This window comes from Hyphomicrobium sp., from assembly GCF_019753045.1.
Taxonomy (GTDB): domain Bacteria; phylum Pseudomonadota; class Alphaproteobacteria; order Rhizobiales; family Hyphomicrobiaceae; genus Hyphomicrobium_B.
In genome coordinates this window covers 89397-110496 of sequence record NZ_JAIELN010000004.1, presented here as the reverse complement: position 1 = coordinate 110496, position 21100 = coordinate 89397, and the positions used below count along the sequence as shown (strand labels likewise).

Genomic DNA, 21100 nt, shown 5'->3' with positions numbered 1-21100 from the left:
CGGCCGGCTCGACGAAGGAGTGTCGCCGGCGCCAAATAAACAAGCCTTAGCGCTTCGCCTTGGCGATCTTCTTCCCCGAATCCTCGTCCGGGAGAACCCCGTCCTCGTCCGGCTCTTCCCCGTCGTCCTCGCCCGCCGCCGGATCGGCAAGCATCTTCTCGACGATGAGCCCGGCATTGGCGCGGATAGCCCGCTCCAGCTCGGCCGCCACCCTCGGATTGTCTTTGAGGTAGGTCTTCGCGTTCTCGCGGCCCTGGCCGATTCGATCGCCGTTATAGGAAAGCCACGCACCCGACTTCTCGACGAGCCCGGCCTTGACGCCAAGATCGATCAGCTCGCCGACTTTCGAGATGCCTTCGCCATACATGATGTCGAACTCGACCTGTTTGAAAGGCGGAGCCACCTTGTTCTTGACGACCTTGACGCGCGTCTGGTTGCCGACCGTTTCCTCGCGCTCCTTGATCTGCCCAATGCGACGGATGTCGAGGCGGACGGAGGCATAGAACTTCAGCGCGTTGCCACCCGTCGTCGTTTCCGGATTGCCGAACATGACGCCGATCTTCATGCGGATCTGGTTGATGAAGATCACCATCGTGTTCGACTTCGAGATCGAACCCGTCAGCTTGCGCAGTGCTTGGCTCATCAGGCGCGCCTGCAGGCCCGGAAGGCTGTCGCCCATCTCGCCCTCAAGCTCGGCCTTCGGCGTCAGCGCCGCAACCGAATCAACGACGAGCACATCGACCGCGCCCGAGCGCACGAGCGTATCGGCGATTTCCAACGCCTGCTCGCCGGTATCGGGCTGCGAAATCAGGAGTTCCTCGACCTTGACACCGAGCTTCTTCGCGTAGCTCGGATCGATCGCGTGCTCCGCGTCGACGAAAGCGCAGATGCCGCCCTTCTTCTGACATTCCGCAACGACCTGCAGAGCCAGCGTCGTCTTGCCAGACGATTCAGGACCATAGACCTCGATGATGCGTCCCTTCGGCAATCCGCCGATGCCGAGCGCAATATCGAGACCGAGCGATCCCGTGGAGATCGCTTCTATGTCGAGCTTGTCGTTGGCGCCGAGCCGCATGATCGACCCTTTGCCAAAGGCCTTGTCGATCTGCGCGAGTGCCTGCTCTAGCGCCTGCTTCTTATCCATTTTGCCCCCTTCGAGCACAGTCCAATCCGGCCGTTCCATCGTGTCACCCTCAATCCCTATGGCAAGCGCCCTACGCCATCAATTAAGGATGTGTGTACTTGATTTGTTCCGAATCTGTCAATCACGTTTTGTTCTCAAGCTCCGCGAACGCGGAGCTTCGAACGCTATTAACGCTACAGCTGTATCCGGCGAAACAGCGCCACTTGTCGCCGCGGTGCAATCTCCTGTGCATGTTCAAGCCAAGGAGGCTCCCGTGTCCAAGTTACTCGCCGCGCTGATCTCAGTTGCCGTCCTCGCCAGCTCATTCACGTCGGCCGCCCAAGCCGGCCCTGGCCGTCGCCTCGGCTTCTTCTTCGGCGGTATGGCAGCGGCAAGCATGCTCGCCCATGCCGCCGAAGAACGTCGCCGCGAACAAGCCTATGAACGCGAACGTGCCCGTCGTCAGATGATCGCGGCGAGAGAGCGTGCGGCAGCAGCCGCGGCCGCCAAGCGCGAGCGCGCCCGTCAGCTGGCGCTTCAGCAGCAGAAAGCCGCTCAGATTGCAGCGGCCGAGACGACCTCGCCGGTGACGGCCGAGGCCGACAAGCCAATCCTGAAGAAAGGCGATCGCCTGCCTTCCGCTGACAATGATCAGCCGGCGACGACCGACAATACCGCCAAGATAACGACGGCCACGAAAACATCGCCTGACAACGTCGAAACGTCTTCGACGACGCCGGGCACCGACACGGTCGCCGCAGACCAAACCTGCCGCAGGTATTCGGCCGCGACCGACAGCCTGATCGAGACGCCCTGCCACTAACCGTCATCAACAGCCGGAGGACATTCGCGGTTCGCTCATCGGCGTCAGCCGGCCGAGCGAGCCGCGAAACTTTTTTAGAAGCCCGTCAAACTCGCCATGCCGTGTCGCTGCGTTCCGCTGCACGCCTGTTCCGCTTGAAACAGCGGCACATCCCAACCCGCGCAATAGTCTCGTGAACCCAAGCCAAGGAGTTACCTCCGTGCTCAAGATCGCAACGCTCGTCGCAGCACTGGTCGCCGCCAGTGCCTTCGTATCAGAGGCTGAAGCCGCTGGAATGGGCGCCTTCTACGCGAGTTCGTTCTTCCGCAATCAAGGACGCCAGGCTGCCGAGGAGCATCCGCATTGCGCAAGTCACGAACATCGCTTTCAGGCGTTCGAAAGGGCGCGCGAGGAGCAGCTCGAAGAGCTGCGCGCTGAGCGCGCGGCCGCCGCAGCCGCGGCAAAGCGGGCGCGCCTTACGGCTTTACGTCGAGAGCAGGCGGCCGAGGCTGCGAAGGTTGCCGCAAGCAAGCGGGCTGCGCAACAGACTGCATCAGTCAGCACCGGTTCTGATGCGAAGAAGGGCGATCTTTTATCGACCGCAACCGCGTCGACTGAGCAGCCGGTTTCAGGAAGGAAGACAGTCGCAGACGCTGGTCAGCCCGAGGTCTGCCGCAGATATTCCGCCGCTGCCGACGGCCTGATTGAAATTCCTTGCAAATAGGGGCGACAAGCCTTCCCGATCCTCTGAAAACCGCGAGACGCGCCATAACTGGAACTTATGGCGCGTCCACCTGCGCTCTGGGGTATCTCGATATCCGCGTCTAAAACCGGCGCCATAACGATAATCCGAAGCACAAGGTGAACACGTAATGAGCAGTTCGACTTCCCGCCCCGCATCAGGGCGTTTCGGCATTCGCGTCGGCGAAGCCCTCGTTGCAGGCGGCCCCCCGGGAACGGCGGCTGAACCCGAAGTTGCGATCGGCGAGATGGACGGGCCGTTCGGCACCGCGTTTGCGACCCTCCTCGGCGATCAGGTCAAAGGCCACACCCGCGTACTGTCGCTCTTGAACACCGACGTTATGGTTCGCCCGCCGACGATCTGCGTCAGCAAAGTCACCGTCGACAACGAGCGTTATACGAGCATCCTGATGGGCACCGTCCAATACGCGACCGCGATGGGCGTGCTCGATGCCGTTCGCTCGGGAGACCTTCCGAAGGACAAGGTCGACGACCTCGGCATCATCGTTTCGGTATGGCTCCATCCTTCGGTCGCCACGATCGAAAAGCTCGACCACAAAGTCCTGTTCGACATCCACCGCAAGGCGACGAGCCTCGCCATTCATAAGGCGATGAACTACCAGCCTTCGATCGATTGGCTGCTCGAAAACCAGGACAAGATCATCCACAAGTACTTCGAGCGCGGCTTGAAGGGCGAGATCTAAGAACACTTCCGCGCCGGGCGGCCGGCTCCCCGGAGGGGAGTCGCCCGGCGCAGCTAAAAAGAACCTACTTCGCCAGCTCGTCTTTGACCTTCGCCGCGAGCTGCGGCAGCGAGAACGGTTTCGGCAGGAACGCGAAGTCGTCCGAGCCCATCGTCTCGCGGAAGGCTTCATTCGGATAGCCCGAGACGAAGATCACCTTGATCGAGGGATTACGCTTTCTAAGTTCCTTGAAGAGCGCCGGACCGTCCATCTCCGGCATCACGACGTCGGAAACGACGATGTCGATCTGGCCTTCGTTGGCGGCCATCAGCTCGAGAGCCTCCAAGCCGTCGGCGGCTTCGACGACCTGATAGCCTTGCCGGCGTAGCGCCCGCGCTGCGAAGTGCCGGACATCCGGTTCGTCCTCGACGAGAAGCACGCGTCCCGTGCCCGTGAGATCCGTCGCCGTAAGCTGCTTCTTGGCGGCGGCGATCGTTTGCGGAAGAACGGTTTCGACGTCCTCGCCGTCTTCGACGAAGTAACGCGGCAGGAACACCTTGAACGTCGTGCCCTTGCCGATCTCGCTCTCGGGCTGAATGAAACCGCCCGACTGCTTGACGATGCCGTAAACCGACGCGAGCCCGAGACCCGTACCCTTGCCGACGCCCTTCGTGGTGAAGAACGGCTCGAAGATTTTCTCCATCACCTCCGGCGCCATGCCGGTGCCGGTGTCCGCAACTTCGATCACAACGTACTCGCCGGGCGTAAAGCCGGGAACGCCGCTCATCTTCTGGCTTTCGCGCTCAGTCACGTTGCGCGTCTTGATCGTCAGCTTTCCCCCGTTCGGCATGGCGTCGCGCGCATTGCGGACGAGGTTCAAGACGACTTGGTAGAGCTGATTGCTGTCGGCCTTGACGTACCAAAGATCACGCTCGGCCTGAATCTTCAGATCGATTTTCTCGCCGACCTGCGTTTTGAGCACGGGCATCATTTCTGACGTCACGTCGCCGACGTCGACGACCGTCACCTGCTGCGTCTGCTTGCGCGAGAAGCCGAGAAGACCGGCAACGAGGCTCGCAGCGCGGTTCGCCGCCGACTGGATGTTCTTGATGTCCCGATACGCCGCATCGCTCGGCCGGTGCGTTTGCAGCAGAAGATCTGAGAAGCCGATGATCGCCGTCAGCACGTTGTTGAAGTCGTGCGCGATACCGCCGGCGAGGTTGCCGACCGCTTCCATCTTCTGGGCCTGCGCGACGCGGCCTTCGAGCACCTTCTGCTCGGTGGCGTCCATCACATAGAGCGCGGCTGCAGCTCCGCCTTGCACGGCGGCGAGCGGCGACATGTAGATGCGGCGCGTGAATTCGCGTTGTGCGCCGGCCGTGATTTCGATCGGCTGAATGTTGCCGCGGCCCGTGAGAGCTTCGCCAAGTCCCGCTTCGATGCGAAGTCGCTCTTCGGGGTCCGCGGTACGGCACAGCGCTTCCGCCGCGAGCACATCCTGCGCCGGCTTGCCGTCGAGAACCATTCGCATGAAGGCCGTGTTGCAATTCGCGATCCGGCCTTCCGCATCGAGCGCGGCAATGCCGAACGGCGCCGATTGGAAGAACTGCGACGCGCGCACATCCTGCTGTCCGCGATCGACGAGGCCTGCCGTCTGCCGGTTGATCGCCGTAATCGTGAAGCCGAGCTCGGACTGATCGCCGACCGGCTCGACGAGCAACGTGAGGGCGACGATTCGGCCGTCCTGCCGGGTCAAATCGAGATCGATGACGCGCTGATCGGCGTCCGCAATGGTCGCCATCAGCTTGAGAAGCCGGAGGCCCTCGGTGCCCGCGAGTTCAGCAAGGCCGAGATTGCGCACACGCAACGCGCCCGCCGGATAGCCGAGCCATTGTTCGAACGCGGCGTTGACATGAAGGATCGCGCCACCGACGGACGACACCCACATGAAACCGGCCGGCATGGCGTCGAACGCCGCGAGAGAAGCCTCGAGTTTCTCGATGTGCTGAGCCTCGCGGCTCTTTTCGCCCGAAACATCGGTGATCTGCCATGAGACCAGTCGCTGACGCGGCGAGACATCCTCGGATGATTGATCGGACGTCGCGAACGGGCGCACGCTGATGCGCACCCAAGACGGGCGGCCAGCAACGCTCGGCCGCAGTCGAACATCTTCGCGCCGCGCCTCGCCCCGCTCCGCCGCGCGCGTCAACTGGAAGTATGCCTGCGTTCCTTCCGCATCGCTCGTCAGCAAAGTCTCGAGCGCCGAGAATGGCCCCGCCTCATGTCGTCCGAGAATGCGCTCGACGGCAGCGTTCGCGTAAAGAACCGTGCCGTCGGCATTGGCAATGATGTGCGGCTCGTCGTGGGCGTCGATTGCAGCCTTGAGGAAGTCCGAGGGCGTCGCGCGTGCCCCGAGCCTGATGTGCCCGGCGGCGATACCGAAAAGCATGAAAATGCCGAACATCGCCAAAAGCGCGATGACCGTCAAAAGCAACGGCTCGCCCGAGCCGCTCGCCAGCAGCCCGAACAGAACTGAGCCACCAGCGGCGGCGACAATGATAATAGGGAGGAAACCGCCGAACCCTTCCGCTGAGTTCAGCGGATCGACCGGGGCGGCATCGATCCTCAACGCCTCGCGATCCTTCATGGACAGAGAATCTAGCTGATTCTCGAAAATCGAGACGTCGGACTGGGGCATGGACATGGAACTCAGACGCAACTGCAACTGTGCCGCAACGGTGCGGCGCTTTTCGCTTGCATAAGACTTCGCTTAAGAGAGTTAACATGCAGTCAACTCGGGGCTATCGAAGCCTTGAAGTTCGAAAGATATCGGCACAACCGGTAACCCCGGCGGCGAGGCAAAAATGGAAACCTATATTTTTTGGACGTTCTTGCTGGCCGTTGTCGCCCTCCTCTGCGCGGGGGCTGCTGTGTTCATCCGCGCCTATCTCACAGGAACTGCGCCGTCAGCGATTTTGTTTCGGCCGAAAGGTGAGCGCCGCCTTGATGTTGTAGATCAAGCCAGCGTCGATAGCCGCCGCAAGCTCGTACTCATCCGGCGGGACGATGTGGAGCATTTGGTAATGATTGGCGGCCCCGTCGATCTCGTTATCGAATCGGGAATCAATTCATCGAGTGGACGCTCAGCGACCGCATCGCCGAGCGAAGCGGCGTCGGCGCCCGTGCGCCGAAGCCCGATTTTCAGCCGCAGCCCGGAACCCGCGGACCACTCGGATCCGCCCAAATTTTAATTTCAATTAGCGCGACTGCTCGACGTCGCCGAAATCGGCCATCGTGAGCTTGCTGAGGTCGAGCCGCCGCGTTTCGCTTGCGACGGGCGCGCTGATCGACTTGGCGCCGTTGGTAACCAGACTTGCCGGCGATATCTTCCAGCCCGGCTTGGCGTCCCGCAGCTGATGAACCGCAACGGCAGCTTTCAAGGGCTCGGCCTCTGCGCGATTGAAATGCGAAAGGCCGCCTGTCGCGGCCGCGATGACAGCGGACAACACGAAAGTAATACGAGCGCTCACGACGCAACCCCATCCAGACGCATGCACGGCATGACGAAATTGAATGTGAGCCGAAATCTTTAACGAGCCGTGAAGGACTGTTCGCTTTCGATACGGCTCAGCTGGTGGCCGCGAGCTATTCCTCGCGATAGACCTTCTCGCGCCGCTCGTGGCGCTCCTGCGCTTCGACCGATAGCGTCGCGATCGGGCGGGCATCGAGGCGCTTTAGGCCGATCGGCTCGCCGGTATCCTCGCAATAGCCATACGAGCCGTCCTCGATCCGGCCCAGCGCCGCTTCGATCTTGGAAATGAGCTTGCGCTGGCGATCGCGCGTCCTGAGTTCCGTGGCCCGATCCGTCTCGGAGGTGGCCCGATCGGCAAGGTCCGCGTGCTGTGTCGAATCCTCGTGCAAAATCGCCAGCGTCTCTCGTGTCTGACGAAGGATCTCGTCCTTCCAATCGAGCAGGCGCTTGCGGAAATAAGCCTTGTGCATGTCATTCATGAACGGCTCATTCTCCGAAGGCTTGTAGCCCGGCGGGAGAACGATATCTGCAATCTTAACGCGCGCAGCCATCTTGGTGCTTGTACCCTCTGACTTTTTCGGCGCTGCCGGCTTTGCGGCAGCCAATGTTCGTGCCGGCGCGCTTGCCTGGCTCGGCTTCGGCGGCGCCTGCTTGCTAACGGGCGAAGCGGTGATCCCCGTCGGAGCCTTGGTCTGTGTCGCTTTAGCAGCGGTCTTTGCCGCCTTGGCCTTTGACGTATCGGGCTTTTTAGCCTGAGCCGCCTTTCCAACGCTCGCTAAATTTTTGTCATTCTTCGGCGGGGGCCCGGCTTTCGCGACAGGCTTCTTGGCGACCGTCTTAGGCTTCGCCGTCTTCGTTCCGGTTGCCTTGCTCATCGTCCGCCTCTCCAGAGGCTGCGTTCGCTCGAGCCGATTAGTCCTCCGCCGAAAAAAGTCGACCCTGACTCGGCCTCTTTCGGCCGCCCCTTATCTATGGGTGAGGCCCCCCGAGTCAAGCTCGCTACGAAGCCATACTAAATTTGACAGATATAGCTTTACTTCAACGATTACAGGCACTTATACTGAGGTGATGAATTCCTCAGCTCTCAGCCTTTAACAGATCCTTGCCGTGGAGCGCGCTTCAGTCACCTTGCTCCACGCTTTTAAGGCCCCCAAGACACCCTCATGAACTTCGAAGGCACCTCCTCCTACGTCGCCACGCCCGACCTCAAGATCGCGGTCAACGCCGCGATCCGGCTTGAGCGGCCGCTCCTCATCAAGGGCGAGCCCGGCACGGGTAAATCGGTCCTCGCCACGGAGGTCGCGAAGGCCCTCGATGCCCCATTGATCGAATGGCACATCAAATCGACGACGAAAGCGCAGCAAGGCCTTTACGAATATGATGCCGTTTCGCGGCTGCGAGATGGCCAGCTCGGCGACGAGCGGGTTAAGAATATCGCCAACTACATCAAACGCGGCAAGCTGTGGGACGCATTCGAAGCGCCGAAACGCAGTGTGCTGCTGATCGACGAAATCGACAAGGCCGACATCGAATTCCCCAACGATCTTCTACAAGAACTCGATCGTATGGAATTCTTCGTCTACGAAACGGGCGAGACGGTCAAAGCCAAGACGCGTCCCGTGGTGCTCATTACCTCGAACAACGAAAAAGAGCTGCCGGACGCATTTCTCCGCCGGTGCTTCTTCCATTTCATCAAATTCCCCGACGCCGAGACGATGCGCCGGATCGTCGATGTGCATTTCCCGGGCCTGAAAAACCGTCTCGTCAGCGATGCCCTGCGGGTTTTCTATGAACTTCGCGACGTTCCGGGCCTGAAGAAAAAGCCTTCCACATCTGAGCTTCTCGACTGGTTGAAGCTCCTCCTGCATGAGGACATCGACCCGGCCTTACTGAACGAGAAAGATCCACGAAAGCTCGTTCCGCCGCTCGCCGGCGCCTTGATCAAGAACGAGCAGGATACTCATCTCCTAGAACGCCTTGCGTTCATGACGCGCCGCCGCAACGAATAGATTAATCGCGGCCGAACGCTTAAGTTCAATTACCCCTCGCACAGAGGGTTCGCTTTTAACGTCGGATTCACGACCTTTTCTATTGCCTTGATTTCTCCCTCCGGTTGCGCCCCAATGAATGTGCAGCACGCGACTGCTTGCTATAAAAATAGAAGCGCGTGAAAGGGAGAAATTGAAATGAGAAAAGTTCTCGTCGCCTTGAGTGTGATCAGTGCTCTCGGACTTATCGCCTGCGACAATTCCAAGGAAAAAGCCGAAGCCGACAAGGCTGCGACCGAAGCGAAGGCTGCTGCTGACAAAGCCGCTGCTGACACCAAGGCAGCTGCCGATAAGGCTGCAGAAGACGCCAAGGCCGCAGCCGATAAAGCCGCAGCCGATGCAAAAGCTGCCGCCGACAAGGCGACCGAGCCCGCCAAACCGAATCCGTAATGCGCAATCGCTCGCGGGCAGCACTACCCCGCGAGCGCCTAACAAGATGGATGAATGCGCAAATCATCCAAGGCTACGTTACGCGGCTGACGCAATGCAGCGATCCAGCCGCTTTTTTTGAAGGATCAATTATCGAAAATGCCGGGCGACGCGCGTATTTGTCGCGAACGGTAACCACCATTGCGAGCCCTTGTGGCCATATAGGTTTCGGTAAGCCAATCCATTACGATTGGCCCAGTCGCAGAAGCGGCCGCGTCTCAGGTTCCGGCGGAGCGGGACAGCGTCGCACTTTTCATTCCTCGTCAGCAGCCCGGATGGCCTGCGAGAACCGTTGGATAATCCTTATGTGTGGCATTTTCGGAATAATCGATCTTAGGGGCAGGCGCTCCGTTCCGCTGTCCGTCTTGAAACGCGCAGCCGACGCGATGCTTCATCGCGGCCCCGACGAAGACGGCTACCTTCAGCGTCCCGGATTTGGATTTGCATCGCGCCGTCTCAGCATCGTCGGCCTCGCCGACGGCCAGCAGCCTGTCTTCAACGAAGACAAGCAGATCACGGCGATCTTCAACGGCGAGATTTTCGATCACGACGACTGGCGCCAGGATCTGAGAACACGCGGCCACGTTTTGAAGACGCACTGCGATACCGAAATTTTCCCGCACATGTGGGAAGAGTTCGCAGAAGACATGTTCGCCAAGCTCAACGGCCAGTTCGCCGTGGCCCTCGCCGACGAGCGCAAGCAGAAATTCATCCTCGCGCGCGACCGCTTCGGCATCTGCCCTCTCTTCTGGACACGCACGACCCGGTTTGGCAGCGACTGGCTCATCTTCGGTTCCGAGATCAAGACGATCCTCGCGACCGGAATGGTCGACCCGAAGCCCGACCGGCGTGGCGTCGATGCGGTCTTTAATTTCTTGGCTGTGCCCGGACCGTTCAGCTGCTTCGAAGGCATCAACATTCTGCCTCCGGGCAAATTCCTGACGATCTCGCGCGGCCGCAGCGGCGAAGACGCAACGATTAGCGAGCGCACCTATTGGGAAATGGATTTCCCGGCTGCGGGTCAAGAGGCACGCGGACAGAACGAGAAGAAACTAGTCGATGAATTCGAGAGCGTTCTCTACGAGGCTGTGAAGCGGCGGCTGCGCGCCGACGTTCCAGTTGCCTCCTACCTCTCGGGCGGCGTCGACTCGAGCACCGTCGTTGCGATGGCCAAGGATATTCTCGGCGCCGCGCCGGCGACATTCACCGTCAAGATCCGCGACCCGAAGCTCGACGAAACCGAGCAGGCCGCGATCATCTCGAAGCACCTCTCCGCCGATCCCTACATCGTGCCATGCGGATCGGACGACATCGTCGCGAACTACCAGAAATTGCTCGTCGCAACCGAAGCTCCCGTGACGGACACGTCCTGCACGTCGCTGATGATGCTCGCCGGCAAGGTGCACGAAAAGGGTTTCAAAGTCGCGCTGACGGGCGAAGGCTCCGACGAATGGCTCGCCGGCTACCCTTGGTACAAGTTCGATCGCGTCTTCGATTGGATGGGCAAAGCGTCGGGAGGCGTAGCGTCGGCGCTCGCCGAGAAATTCTTATATCGCTGGCTCGGCTGCAACGATGAGACCATCGCTTACTTTGTCCGCAACGCAGAATCGTCAGGCGGCATGCACGCGTTCCAGCGATTCTACAGTCTTCTCGGAGCGTCGCGTTCCCGTTTCTACAGCCCGAGCATGCTCGCCAAATTGAGCAGCCACGATCCCTACGCGGCAATCGCGTCCGACATGTCGCGCGCGAAGACCTGGGATCCGGTCAATCGCGGCGTCTACTGGGCGGGAAAAATCCATCTGCCCGGACAGCTTCTGAGCCTCAAAGGCGATCGCATCGCCATGAGCCAGTCCGTCGAGATGCGCTATCCGTTCCTCGACAACAATGTCTTCGATTTTCTCGCCGGCATCGACCCGAAGTGGAAGTTCAAGGGCCTCACCGAGAAGTATCTGCTTCGCCGCGTCGCCGAAAAGTGGCTGCCGAAAGAAGTCGCATGGCGGCCGAAAGGCATGTTCCGCGCGCCGCTCGACGGCTTCTTCCTCCAGCAGCGCCTGCCGTACGTCGACGAACTCTTGAGCGATGCCTCGATCAAGAAGGCCGGCTATTTCGATCCTGAAGCAGTACGTGAGTGGCGCGGAAAATATCAGGGACTGTCGCCCTGGGGATATCAACGCAGCTCCGCCGAGCTCGGGCTCGTTGCAGTGCTCGCGACGCAGCTCTGGCACCACACCTACATCGACCCGACGCTCGCCAATCTTCCGAGCTGGCGGACGATCGCAGGTGTTCCGGCCACCGAGCCCCGCGATCTCGACTTTGCCGAGAGCGTGCCAGCGCTTGCGAGCTAGCACGTCTCGGGAAAGTACAAGTTCAGTTAGCGCTGTCCGCGCGGTCCGTAGCCCGCCGTCAAAATGGCGATGGCGGACGCGACATTCTTTTCGATCTCGTCACGCGTCGGACGCTCCGTGATCGCGCCGTAAAGCCGCGGACGGATGATCGAGGCCTGTATCAGTTCCAAGAACTGCGTTGCCGCGAAATAGGTGTCGGCAATCTCGAGCCGCCCCGCCGCAACATGATGATCGAAAAATTTGCCGAGCGCGGTTGCAACCCGCTTCGGTCCACGCTCGAAGAACTCGGTTCCGACTTCGGGCATCCGTTCAGCGACACCGATGACGATCCGATGCGCGGCAACGACGAACGGCTCGGACATGATCGTCAACACCTCGATGCTGAATTCCGTCAGAACGGATTCAAACGGCTTCCCGGTATCAAGCAGTGAGAGGATCTCGGAGATGTTGCGATCGCGTCGCTCGGCGCAGATCGCAGTGAAGAGATGCTCCTTATCCTGGAAATAGACGTAGAGCGTCGCCTTTGAGACGCGCGCTTCGCGAGCGACGTCGCTCATGCTCGAAGCATCGAAACCCGCTGTCGAAAATATCCGGCCTGCGCCCTCCAAAATTTGACGGCGTTTCTGCGGATCGGTTCCCGCTGCAGGGCGACCGCCGCGCCGGTCTTCTCTCGTTGGTTCTGGGGTTAAATGCACAGATTCCATGTTTGTCATCCTTACACCTTCTGAACTCGCGGTTCAGTACTCATACAATAAAATCGAACCAAACGGTTCAGTTTCATCTTGATAATCGCCCATCTGCGTTGTATGTCAAGTCATGAACTGAACCAGCCGGTTTAATTTCGCCGGTTTGAAGGGATTTGGGTGTTATGGGTGGGAATTCGAGTAGTCGTCTGGCGCTGCGGCCCAGACCGAATGAGACCGACACCACGTCGGAATCCGATGAACGGCCGCGGCTAGCGTCCAACCCGAGCGCGCTTGCCCAGACGCAGGCGGCAAAACCCAACACCGCGCAGAAGCCGGAGCAGCCGCACGCGCGCGAATCGATATCCGAAACCACGACGGCCACCGGTCCGGCGAAGCCTGCATCGCGCCGCAAGCCGATCTTCCTCGGCATCGGCGCGCTCGCCCTCATGGGCCTCACCTACTTCGCTTATGAATACATCACCGTCGGCCGCTTCCTCGTCTCGACGGACGACGCGTACGTCGGCGCCTACATGGCGATCATTTCGCCGAAGATCCCGGCCATCGTTGCGGAAGTGCCCGTCGTCGACAATCAGCAGGTGAAGGAAGGCCAGACGCTCGTCAAACTAGACGACGGCGACTATCGCCTGGCGCTCGAGCAAGCCCAGTCCAAGCTCGCAACGCAGCTCGCCGCAATCAAGACCTTCGACGCGCAGATAAAAGCGGCGGAAGCTTCCGGCGAACAAGCCCGCGCACAACTCGACTCCGCGAAAGCCAACGTCATCAAAACCGTCGCTGACTTCAAACGCACGGACGCCTTGACCGCCAAGGATTACGCCACGAAAGCATCGCTCGATGCCGCCACCGCCGCGCGCGATTCCGCGTACGCTCAAGTGAAAGCCAATGAAGCCGCGATTCAATCCGCCGACGCCAACGTCGCTCTGCTCCACGCCCAGCGCGATCAGGCTGAGAAGGTCGCGAAGGAATTGCAGGTCGCGGTCGATCAGGCCGCGCGCGATCTCTCCTTCACCGTCATCCGCGCGCCCTTCGATGGCGTCATCGGCAATCGCGGCGTCCAGGTCGGAGATTACGTGACGCCGGGCAAACGCCTCGCCGCGGTCGTGCCGCTCGACAAGGTCTTCGTCAATGCGAACTTCAAGGAAACGCAGCTTCCCGAAATCGTCCCGGGCCAAACCGCGACGGTGCGCGTCGACGCGTTGAACGGCGAATCCCTGAAGGGCACCGTCGAAGGCGTTTCGCCCGCATCGGGCTCCCTGTTCTCGCTGCTGCCGCCAGAAAACGCCACGGGCAATTTCACAAAGATCGTTCAGCGCGTACCGGTTCGCATCACGATCCCCGCGGCGACCGCGCACAACAAATTGCGCCCTGGCCTCTCCGTCGTTGTCAGCGTCGATACGCGGACGACGCCGAAAGACGCCGGCCACGATCAAGCCGCGCTGCAATAGCTTCCGGCAAAAGGCGCCAGGCCATGGCCGAATTGACGAAATCGCCCGACGAAGCTCAGAAGCTCGAATGGATCGGCGTCACGCCGCGCCAGCTCGCGGGCTTCCTCGCCATGGTCTTCGGCATGTTCATGGCGATCCTCGACATTCAGATCGTCTCGGCGTCGTTGACGGAAATCCAGGCGGGCCTCTCGGCAAGCTCTGACGAGATTCCGTGGGTCCAGACGGCGTATCTCATCGCCGAAGTCGTGATGATCCCGCTCTCGGGCTTCCTCGCGCGCGCGCTCTCGACACGAGTTCTCTTCTTTACGGCCGCCGTCGGCTTCACGGCCGCGAGCGCCCTCTGCGCCACCGCGACGACGATCGACCAGATGATCCTCTACCGCGCGATCCAAGGGTTCATTGGCGGCGGCATGATCCCGAGCGTCTTCGCCGTAGCGTTCACGCTGTTTCCGCCGTCGAAGCGCAACATCGTCTCCCCAATCATCGGCCTCGTCGCAACGCTCGCGCCGACGATAGGGCCGACCGTTGGCGGCTATCTCACCGACGCCTTCTCATGGCACTGGCTGTTTCTTATCAACGTCGGCCCCGGCATCCTCGTCGCCATCGCCGTCTACTTCCTCGTCGACTTCGACCAGCCGAATTTTGCCCTCTTCGACCGCTTCGACTACGTCGGCCTCATCGCGATGGCGATATTTCTCGGCTCGCTCGAATACGTGCTGGAAGAAGGCCCCCGCTACGACTGGTTCGACGATCAGACGATCGCAACGTTCGGAGTCCTGGCCGTTATCGGCGCCATCGTCTTCTTCTGGCGCGCCCTGACTGCGAAAGATCCGATTGTCGAACTCAGAGCTTTCAAGAATAGGAACTTCGCGTTCGGTTCGGCTTTCAGCTTCACGATGGGCATAGGCCTCTACGGCCTGACATACGTTTACCCCGTGTACCTCGCCCAGATCCGCGGCTACAGTTCCTTGATGATCGGCGAGACGATGTTCGTCACCGGCGTCGCGATGTTCCTGACTGCTCCGATCAGCGGACGTCTCGCGAGCATCCTCGATCCACGCATCATGATGTTGATCGGCTTCATCGGCTTTGCGGCCGGAACCTACATCGCGAGCGGCATCACCACGGACTGGGATTTCTGGGAGTTGCTGCTTCCTCAGGTCCTGCGCGGTTCCTCGCTCATGCTGTGCATGGTGCCGATCAACAACCTCTCGCTCGGCACCCTGCCGCCCGATCAGCTGAAGAACGCCTCCGGCCTCTTCAACCTGACGCGCAACCTTGGCGGCGCCGTCGGCCTGGCGATCATCAATACTCTTTTGAACAAGCGTCTCGACCTGCATCTCGCGCGCTTGCACGAGCAGGTTTCGTGGGGACATCCCATTGCCGAGGATCGCCTTCAAGGCATGCAGCAGACGTTCTCGAACGCGATGCAGGCCGACGGCGACATGGCGGCGCTGAAGAAGCTCGCGATGATGGTGCGCATGCAGGCGAACGTGTTGTCGTTTGCCGATCTCTTCCTGGTGCTGACTGCGCTATTCGCGTCTGCCGCGTTCTTCACGCTGCTCATGAGAAAGCCCGAAGCGGTCCCAGGCGGCGCCGGAGGCCACTGACCAACTCTGTCACGCTCGCCGCTTGCCGTCGCTCAGTAGCGAAAGCGCCCAGAAGAACAGGCCGCCGATAGCAAGAGCGACACCGACCCACCCGGTCGACGTCCAGCCGTATCCGCCCGCGATGGCCATGCCGCCAAGCCACGGGCCAAGCGCATTCGCCATGTTGAATGCACTGTGATTGAGAGCAGCGGCCAGCGTCTGCGCCTCTCCGGCGACGTCCATCAAGCGTGTCTGCAGCGCGGTTCCGAGACCACCGCCGCAGCCGATCATGAATACCACCAGCGTCACCGCGTAGATGTTGCCGGCCGCAAATGGGAAGAGCGTCAGCGACACCAAGCTCCAAAGCAACAGCCCACCGACCGTCGGCATAAGCGCCCGATCCGCGAGGCGGCCGGTGACGTACGTGCCGACGGTCATGCCAACGCCGAAAAAGACGAGCACGATCGGCACCACGTAGGCAGGAACGTGCGTAACGTCCGTCAGTGTCGATGAGAGATACGAATAGACGGCGAACATGCCGCCGAAGCCGATAGCGCCGATTGCAAGCGTTAGCCACACCTGAGGCCGCTTCAGCGCGCTAAGCTCGCGCAGCATGCTCGCTTCCTTGGTCGGCTGGTCGGCCGGCACATAAAGCCAAATGAGCGAAACAGTCAGAGCTGCAAGAACGCCGACGATTCCAAAACCCGAACGCCACCCGAGCGCCTGCCCGATCCACGTCGCAACGGGAACACCGATCACCGTAGCAATCGTAAGACCGATAAGAACGCGGCCAACGGCCTGCGCCCGGGCGTTCGCCGGAACGAGCGACGCCGCAACGAGCATCGCGACACCGAAGTACGCGCCATGAGGAAGGCCGCTCAAAAAGCGAAAGGCGACCATCGAGCCATACGTCGGCGAAAACGCTGTCATCACATTGAAGACGGCAAAGATCGTCATCAGAGTCAGAAGCAACACCCGGCGCGACCATTTCGCGGCGAGCACCGCAATGACCGGCGCTCCGACAACGACGCCGAGCGCGTAGGCGCTGATGGCGTATCCGGCATCGGGCTCGGAAATTCCGAACGTCGCCGCAAAATACGGCAACAGGCTCATGGCCGCGAACTCAGTCGTGCCGATTGCGAAGCCGCCCATCGCCAGCGCGAAATGTACGAGATTGACCTGACGCGGGGTTAGCTGCTTCGCGTGCGGTGTCTGCACGCTGTCAAAAGCATCCGCCCTCACGTCCATGTGCACCTCTTCTGGCTGCCGAGCTTCGCCGCACCGCAAAAGAGCGAGGGCGTGAATAACTAACGGCCTATGTTACGGAATTTGTTCCGCGTCGAGGGGCGAGTCATCGCCATTTTGCAACTGCGAACTGTCGCACGCTCATAGCTCGCCGCTCATCCCGAGTGATTGCGCACGCGCGCCCCGTCGCTGCGACGGAACGCCCGCCCTCGCAACTGGAGCCTGTTCCAAGCGGAACAGCGGCGCCGGCCCCGCCGCATCAAACGAGATCATCCGGACCCTAGGCCCACCGGCTCAGGCGTCCCGGCAAAATTCTCGCGTTCGAATAATTTCAGGGAGACGGCGATGGAATTGAAGCGAACCAAATTCACGGCGGCGCGCATATGTGTCGTTCTTTCACTTGTCGCAGTCGCGCAACCGGCATGGGCGGCCGATCGCCCGATCAACAAGCTTGGAATCTCCGCACCTGTCGCGAAAGCCAGTCTGCAGAGAACGCCAACCGGCACGGCGAAGCAGTTGGCGGCGCTACGTGCGGCCAAACTTGCAAATCTCAACAACCGCAACCGAGCACAGAAGCCGACCCTGGTCCAACAAGCGCTCGCCATTGCATCCACGGCACGCGACGGCAAAACCGGATCTGAAGCCGAATCCCTTCTTGATCAGCGCACGTCTTGGCGCGCGCGCTTCACATCGGCATCCATGAAAGACGCAATCGGCAAGCTCCGCGAGGCCGCCGGCTTTCGCTGAACCTAAAGCGCCGGAAGACAAGGTGCAGAGGCTAGTCCGCATCTCTCCTGGGTCGTGCCGTGAAAAACCGCGGCGCGGCCATGCCTATACCCGCGCCATCAATTAAAAAAATTAATTCCCTCGAGCTTTCTCCGCTCCAATTTTGCCTCCCGAATTGTCGATCGGCGATTTATCCGACCGAAATCGAATCAATTGCTGCTCCGCAATATCCGCTTTGACCATAAATTAATGATATCGCTTCAGCCTGACTCAAGATTGGAACAAGTGACGGAGACTGCTGAATTAATTGGCATTTCTGCCCGTTAATTAGGCTCCCCCGCCTATCCGATTTGAAATGGGAATATCGCGCCGGTCTTCGGCTCGACGGGGAATGAAAGCTTCAGACAATGTTGAATAGCGGGGAGCCCCTTCGCTCGTTCTCGCAGATGGGAAAGCTCTATGCGGCCGATAACGACGGGCTTACTCGTGCGTTCGCCGTGGCGATCATTTTCGGCATCGTCTCCTATCTGTCTATTTCCTATACCCAGAACGCCGATGGCATAGCGACGGTATGGCCGGCAAATGGAATAACGCTCGCCGCCGTCATCCTCGCGAAACGGCCATGGCGCCGGCACCAAATTCTCTTTCTTTGTTTCATTGCAAATATCGTCGCCAATATCTTCGCGCACCGCGAGTTGGCGACCAACATCGGGTTTGCGCTGACAAATACGCTCGAGACCTATGTTACATTTCGCATAATCAACTTCAAAGAATCGAGGCCTTCCGAATTCAGCAGCCTCCGCTTTCTGATGTCGTTTTCGCTCGCCGCCATTGCAGGTTCGGCCATCGCGGCAATAGCAGCAGCCTTTGTTGCCGGGGCGACGTACGAAGCGGTCACGCTCCATGTGTTCACGTCCTGGTTCCTGGCGGACTTACTCGGTTTGCTGACCGTCACCCCGGCGATCGTCCGCCTTCGTCTGGCCCGCTCGACGCCCTCGCCGACGGCATCGAGCTGGGAAGTGTACGCACTCTTTACGACCCTCGCGATTACGATGGCCCTGGTTGTCGGCCTGCCTGAACGCTACCTCGCGTTCCTCATCATGCCCGTGCTCGTACTGATCGCCTGCCGCCTCGGCCCCAATGCAACGTCGGCCGCGACGTTGTTGATGTCGGCTGTCGTGCTCGTATGCACGGCCGTCGGCATTCAAGGTGCCGAGCAGGCTTCGCAGCTGGCCCTGTTCACAGACGTCCAGATGACGCAGCTTCTTATCCTCACCGCGTTTCTGACGGTCATGCCGCTGGCTGAAACGATTGAATCCCAATCGCGCCTACAAGAGCGCCTGTCGGCGGAAATCGCCCTGCGCGATGGGTTGAACGATCACCTTCAGACTCAGGAACACGCCATTTCCGAGCAGAAGGCCGAGCTTGAGAAGATGCACAACCGGTTGAAGGAGGCGATTGAAATCCTCCCCGAGGGCATCGTGATCCTCGATGCCGACAACCGGTACGTCGCCTGGAACAAAAAGTACGCCCAAATATATCATCGGGCCATCGACACGATCGTCGTCGGCGGCAGCCTCGAAGAAGCCGTGCGCATCGGCCTCGAGCGCCAGATGTACCCGGAAGCTTTCGGCCGCGAAGAAGCCTGGCTTGCCGAGCGACTGAAGAACCTTCGCACACCCGCTCTCCCACACGAGCAACTTCTCGACGACGGGCGTTGCTATCTGATCGAGGAATGCCGGACCAGCGAGGGCGGCCTGATCAGTCTGCGCATCGACATCACCGAGATGAAGCAGCGCGAAGCGTCGATCCGGCTGCTGTTCGAGAACAACCCGTTGCCGATGTTCGTCGTCAGCCGGGACAAGATGGCCATACTCGCCGTGAATAACGCCGCGGTTTCTCACTACGGCTACTCCCGCCGGGATTTCGCGCGTCTGTCGCTACGGGAAATCCAAAATGGCGACCTCGTTTTGCCGTTCGAAAGCAGCGTGCAGCACATTGGCCAGACCGACGATCCCCAGTCGTTCAAGCATTACCGCCGCGATGGACGCTCGATGGAAGTCGAAGTCTACGTCCGTCCGCTCGTACATGAGGGCCGCGACGCCCTTCTGATCGCCGCCATCGATGTGACCGAACGCCGGAAGGCGGATCGCAAGGCGGCCTACATGGCCCGCCACGACGCGTTGACGTCCCTCCCTAACCGCCACTTGCTTGCTGAGCGCATGCAGCTGGCGATGGCACGGGCAAAGCGCGGCGACCGCATGGCGCTTCTGTTGCTCGACCTCGACAATTTCAAAGTCGTGAACGATACGCTCGGCCATGCCGCCGGCGACGAGCTGTTGCAGGTCATGGCCGACCGCCTCACCAAGACGCTTCGCGAAACCGATACCGTGGCGCGTCTCGGCGGCGATGAATTCGCAGTGTTAATTGTCGATCTCGATCACCCATCGAGCGCGACGAAACTGGCGGAACGCCTGATCAGCATCCTCAGCGAGCCAGTACGCATCGGCACGAAGGACGTGATCTGCGGAGGCAGCGTCGGCATCGCGATGGCCCCGGATCATAGCTGTGATCCGATCGAACTCTTCCGCCTCGCCGACCTCGCGCTCTATGCAGCCAAGGAAGATCAACGAGGGACCTATCGGCTCTTCGAGCGCGAACTCGACGCCAAGGTCAAGGCGCGCAATCTTCTCGAAACCGAGGTGCGCGACGCCATCAACAACAACGAGTTCGAACTCCACTACCAGCCGATTTTCTGCGTACAGACGATGACGGCCGTCGGTGCCGAGGCGTTGCTTCGCTGGAAACACCCCCGCCTCGGTCTCGCCTCGCCCGCCGACTTCATTCCGATCGCCGAGGAAATCGGCATGATCGCCGATCTCGGAGCGAAGGTCCTGCGCCAGGCGTGCAAGGAAGCAATGGCGTGGCCCGACCAGACCAGCGTGTCCGTCAACGTCAGCGCCATTGAGCTCGAAGCCGAAAGCTTCGTAGACACCGTCAAGATGGCCCTCGCCGAATCCGGCTTGCCGAGCCACCGGCTCATAATTGAAGTCACTGAATCGACCATCATGAAGGATGTTCAGCTCGCGACCCACATTCTGCGGCAAGTCTGCGATCTTGGCGTGGAAATCGCGATGGACGATTTCGGCACGGGCTACTCCTCGCTCAGCTCGCTAACCAAAGTCCCCTTCCAGAAGATCAAGATCGACCGGTCCTTCGTCCGCGATCTCGCGATCTCGATGGAAGCCCGCGCCATTCTTTCGACCATCGTCGAGCTGGCCCGGACCCTCGGCATGCGGACGACGGCCGAAGGCGTCGAAACGGCCGAGCAGTTCGAAATCGTCAAGGACTACGGCTGCACGTTGGCGCAAGGCTTCCTGTTTCAGAAGGCGCAGCCCGCCGATGTTATACGCGAAATTCTGCGCGCTGAACCGGACACGCGCCAGAACGCCGCCTGACATCGGTAACGGCGTGTGTCAGGACAATGACAAGTTGGTCTGAACACCGATTTTCGTTCCGCGACCGGGCCCGGCCCTGCTCATGTAGCGCGATTATTTTGTCGGCCTATCATCCAAACGGATGATGCCCAACCGCGTGCGCCGCTGCTACGAATATGGGATTGCATCTACCTATGTATTCTAGCGTACTATTGCACGAAGGCCGCCCTTGGCAGAGTTTTATGACAATG

16 protein-coding genes are annotated in these 21100 nt (G+C 60.4%); 10 read left to right on the top strand and 6 right to left on the bottom strand.

Annotation, left to right across the window (positions count from 1 at the left end):
- Nucleotides 1-46 precede the first annotated feature (46 nt).
- Complete coding sequence (gene recA / locus K2Q04_RS04950) at nt 47-1183, bottom strand: recombinase RecA (RefSeq protein WP_291160101.1); 1137 nt, start codon at nt 1181-1183, stop codon at nt 47-49.
- Between the two features lie 214 nt (nt 1184-1397).
- On the opposite strand from recA, the gene K2Q04_RS04945 reads away from it, so the two are divergent.
- From K2Q04_RS04945 to fae, 3 genes are all read left to right on the top strand, one after another.
- Nucleotides 1398-1946, top strand: coding sequence for a hypothetical protein (locus K2Q04_RS04945; RefSeq protein ID WP_291160098.1), 549 nt, complete (start codon nt 1398-1400; stop codon nt 1944-1946).
- A gap of 199 nt (nt 1947-2145) precedes the next feature.
- On the top strand, nt 2146-2649 hold the full coding sequence (locus K2Q04_RS04940) for a hypothetical protein (protein ID WP_291160096.1): 504 nt from the start codon (nt 2146-2148) through the stop codon (nt 2647-2649).
- A 148-nt stretch (nt 2650-2797) separates the two neighbouring features.
- Nucleotides 2798-3370, top strand: coding sequence for a formaldehyde-activating enzyme (gene fae / locus K2Q04_RS04935; RefSeq protein WP_092865367.1), 573 nt, complete (start codon nt 2798-2800; stop codon nt 3368-3370).
- A 64-nt stretch (nt 3371-3434) separates the two neighbouring features.
- On the opposite strand, the gene K2Q04_RS04930 is transcribed toward fae, so the two are convergent.
- From K2Q04_RS04930 to dksA, 3 genes are all read right to left on the bottom strand, one after another.
- Nucleotides 3435-5996, bottom strand: a complete 2562-nt coding sequence (locus K2Q04_RS04930; protein WP_291160090.1) for a PAS domain-containing sensor histidine kinase — start codon at nt 5994-5996, stop codon at nt 3435-3437.
- A 610-nt stretch (nt 5997-6606) separates the two neighbouring features.
- Nucleotides 6607-6879 carry a hypothetical protein gene (locus tag K2Q04_RS04920; protein WP_291160086.1) on the bottom strand — a complete coding sequence of 91 codons (273 nt, stop codon included), beginning with the start codon at nt 6877-6879 and terminating at the stop codon, nt 6607-6609.
- A 115-nt stretch (nt 6880-6994) separates the two neighbouring features.
- A complete protein-coding gene (gene dksA / locus K2Q04_RS22175) occupies nt 6995-7432 on the bottom strand; it encodes an RNA polymerase-binding protein DksA (RefSeq protein WP_339086892.1) in 438 nt (145 codons plus the stop codon).
- Between the two features lie 612 nt (nt 7433-8044).
- Here dksA and K2Q04_RS04910 point away from each other — a divergent pair.
- The 3 genes from K2Q04_RS04910 to asnB all read left to right on the top strand — a co-directional run bounded on the left by K2Q04_RS04910 (nt 8045) and on the right by asnB (nt 11703).
- On the top strand, nt 8045-8890 hold the full coding sequence (locus tag K2Q04_RS04910) for a MoxR family ATPase (protein ID WP_291160079.1): 846 nt from the start codon (nt 8045-8047) through the stop codon (nt 8888-8890).
- 177 nt (nt 8891-9067) lie between these two features.
- Entirely contained in the window at nt 9068-9319 is a 252-nt protein-coding gene (locus K2Q04_RS04905; RefSeq protein WP_291160076.1) for a hypothetical protein, read from the top strand.
- A gap of 344 nt (nt 9320-9663) precedes the next feature.
- Nucleotides 9664-11703, top strand: coding sequence for an asparagine synthase (glutamine-hydrolyzing) (gene asnB, locus K2Q04_RS04900; protein ID WP_291160073.1), 2040 nt, complete (start codon nt 9664-9666; stop codon nt 11701-11703).
- A 26-nt stretch (nt 11704-11729) separates the two neighbouring features.
- Here the strand turns inward: asnB and K2Q04_RS04895 are convergent, their stop codons facing one another.
- Nucleotides 11730-12407: a TetR/AcrR family transcriptional regulator gene (locus tag K2Q04_RS04895; RefSeq protein ID WP_291160070.1), complete on the bottom strand. Its 678-nt coding sequence runs from the start codon at nt 12405-12407 to the stop codon at nt 11730-11732.
- A 164-nt stretch (nt 12408-12571) separates the two neighbouring features.
- Here K2Q04_RS04895 and K2Q04_RS04890 point away from each other — a divergent pair, with 164 nt between their 5' ends.
- Complete coding sequence (locus tag K2Q04_RS04890; protein WP_291160067.1) at nt 12572-13852, top strand: HlyD family secretion protein; 1281 nt, start codon at nt 12572-12574, stop codon at nt 13850-13852.
- Between the two features lie 23 nt (nt 13853-13875).
- Nucleotides 13876-15462, top strand: coding sequence for a DHA2 family efflux MFS transporter permease subunit (locus tag K2Q04_RS04885; RefSeq protein ID WP_291160064.1), 1587 nt, complete (start codon nt 13876-13878; stop codon nt 15460-15462).
- 9 nt (nt 15463-15471) lie between these two features.
- Here the strand turns inward: K2Q04_RS04885 and K2Q04_RS04880 are convergent, their stop codons facing one another.
- Nucleotides 15472-16689 (bottom strand): MFS transporter, encoded by a 1218-nt coding sequence (locus tag K2Q04_RS04880; protein ID WP_291160061.1) that lies wholly within the window; start codon nt 16687-16689, stop codon nt 15472-15474.
- Nucleotides 16690-17031: 342 nt separating this feature from the next.
- Between K2Q04_RS04880 and K2Q04_RS04875 the strand changes: the two genes are divergently transcribed.
- Nucleotides 17032-17433, top strand: coding sequence for a hypothetical protein (locus K2Q04_RS04875; RefSeq protein ID WP_291160058.1), 402 nt, complete (start codon nt 17032-17034; stop codon nt 17431-17433).
- Between the two features lie 386 nt (nt 17434-17819).
- Entirely contained in the window at nt 17820-20870 is a 3051-nt protein-coding gene (locus K2Q04_RS04870; protein WP_291160055.1) for an EAL domain-containing protein, read from the top strand.
- Nucleotides 20871-21100 lie beyond the last annotated feature (230 nt).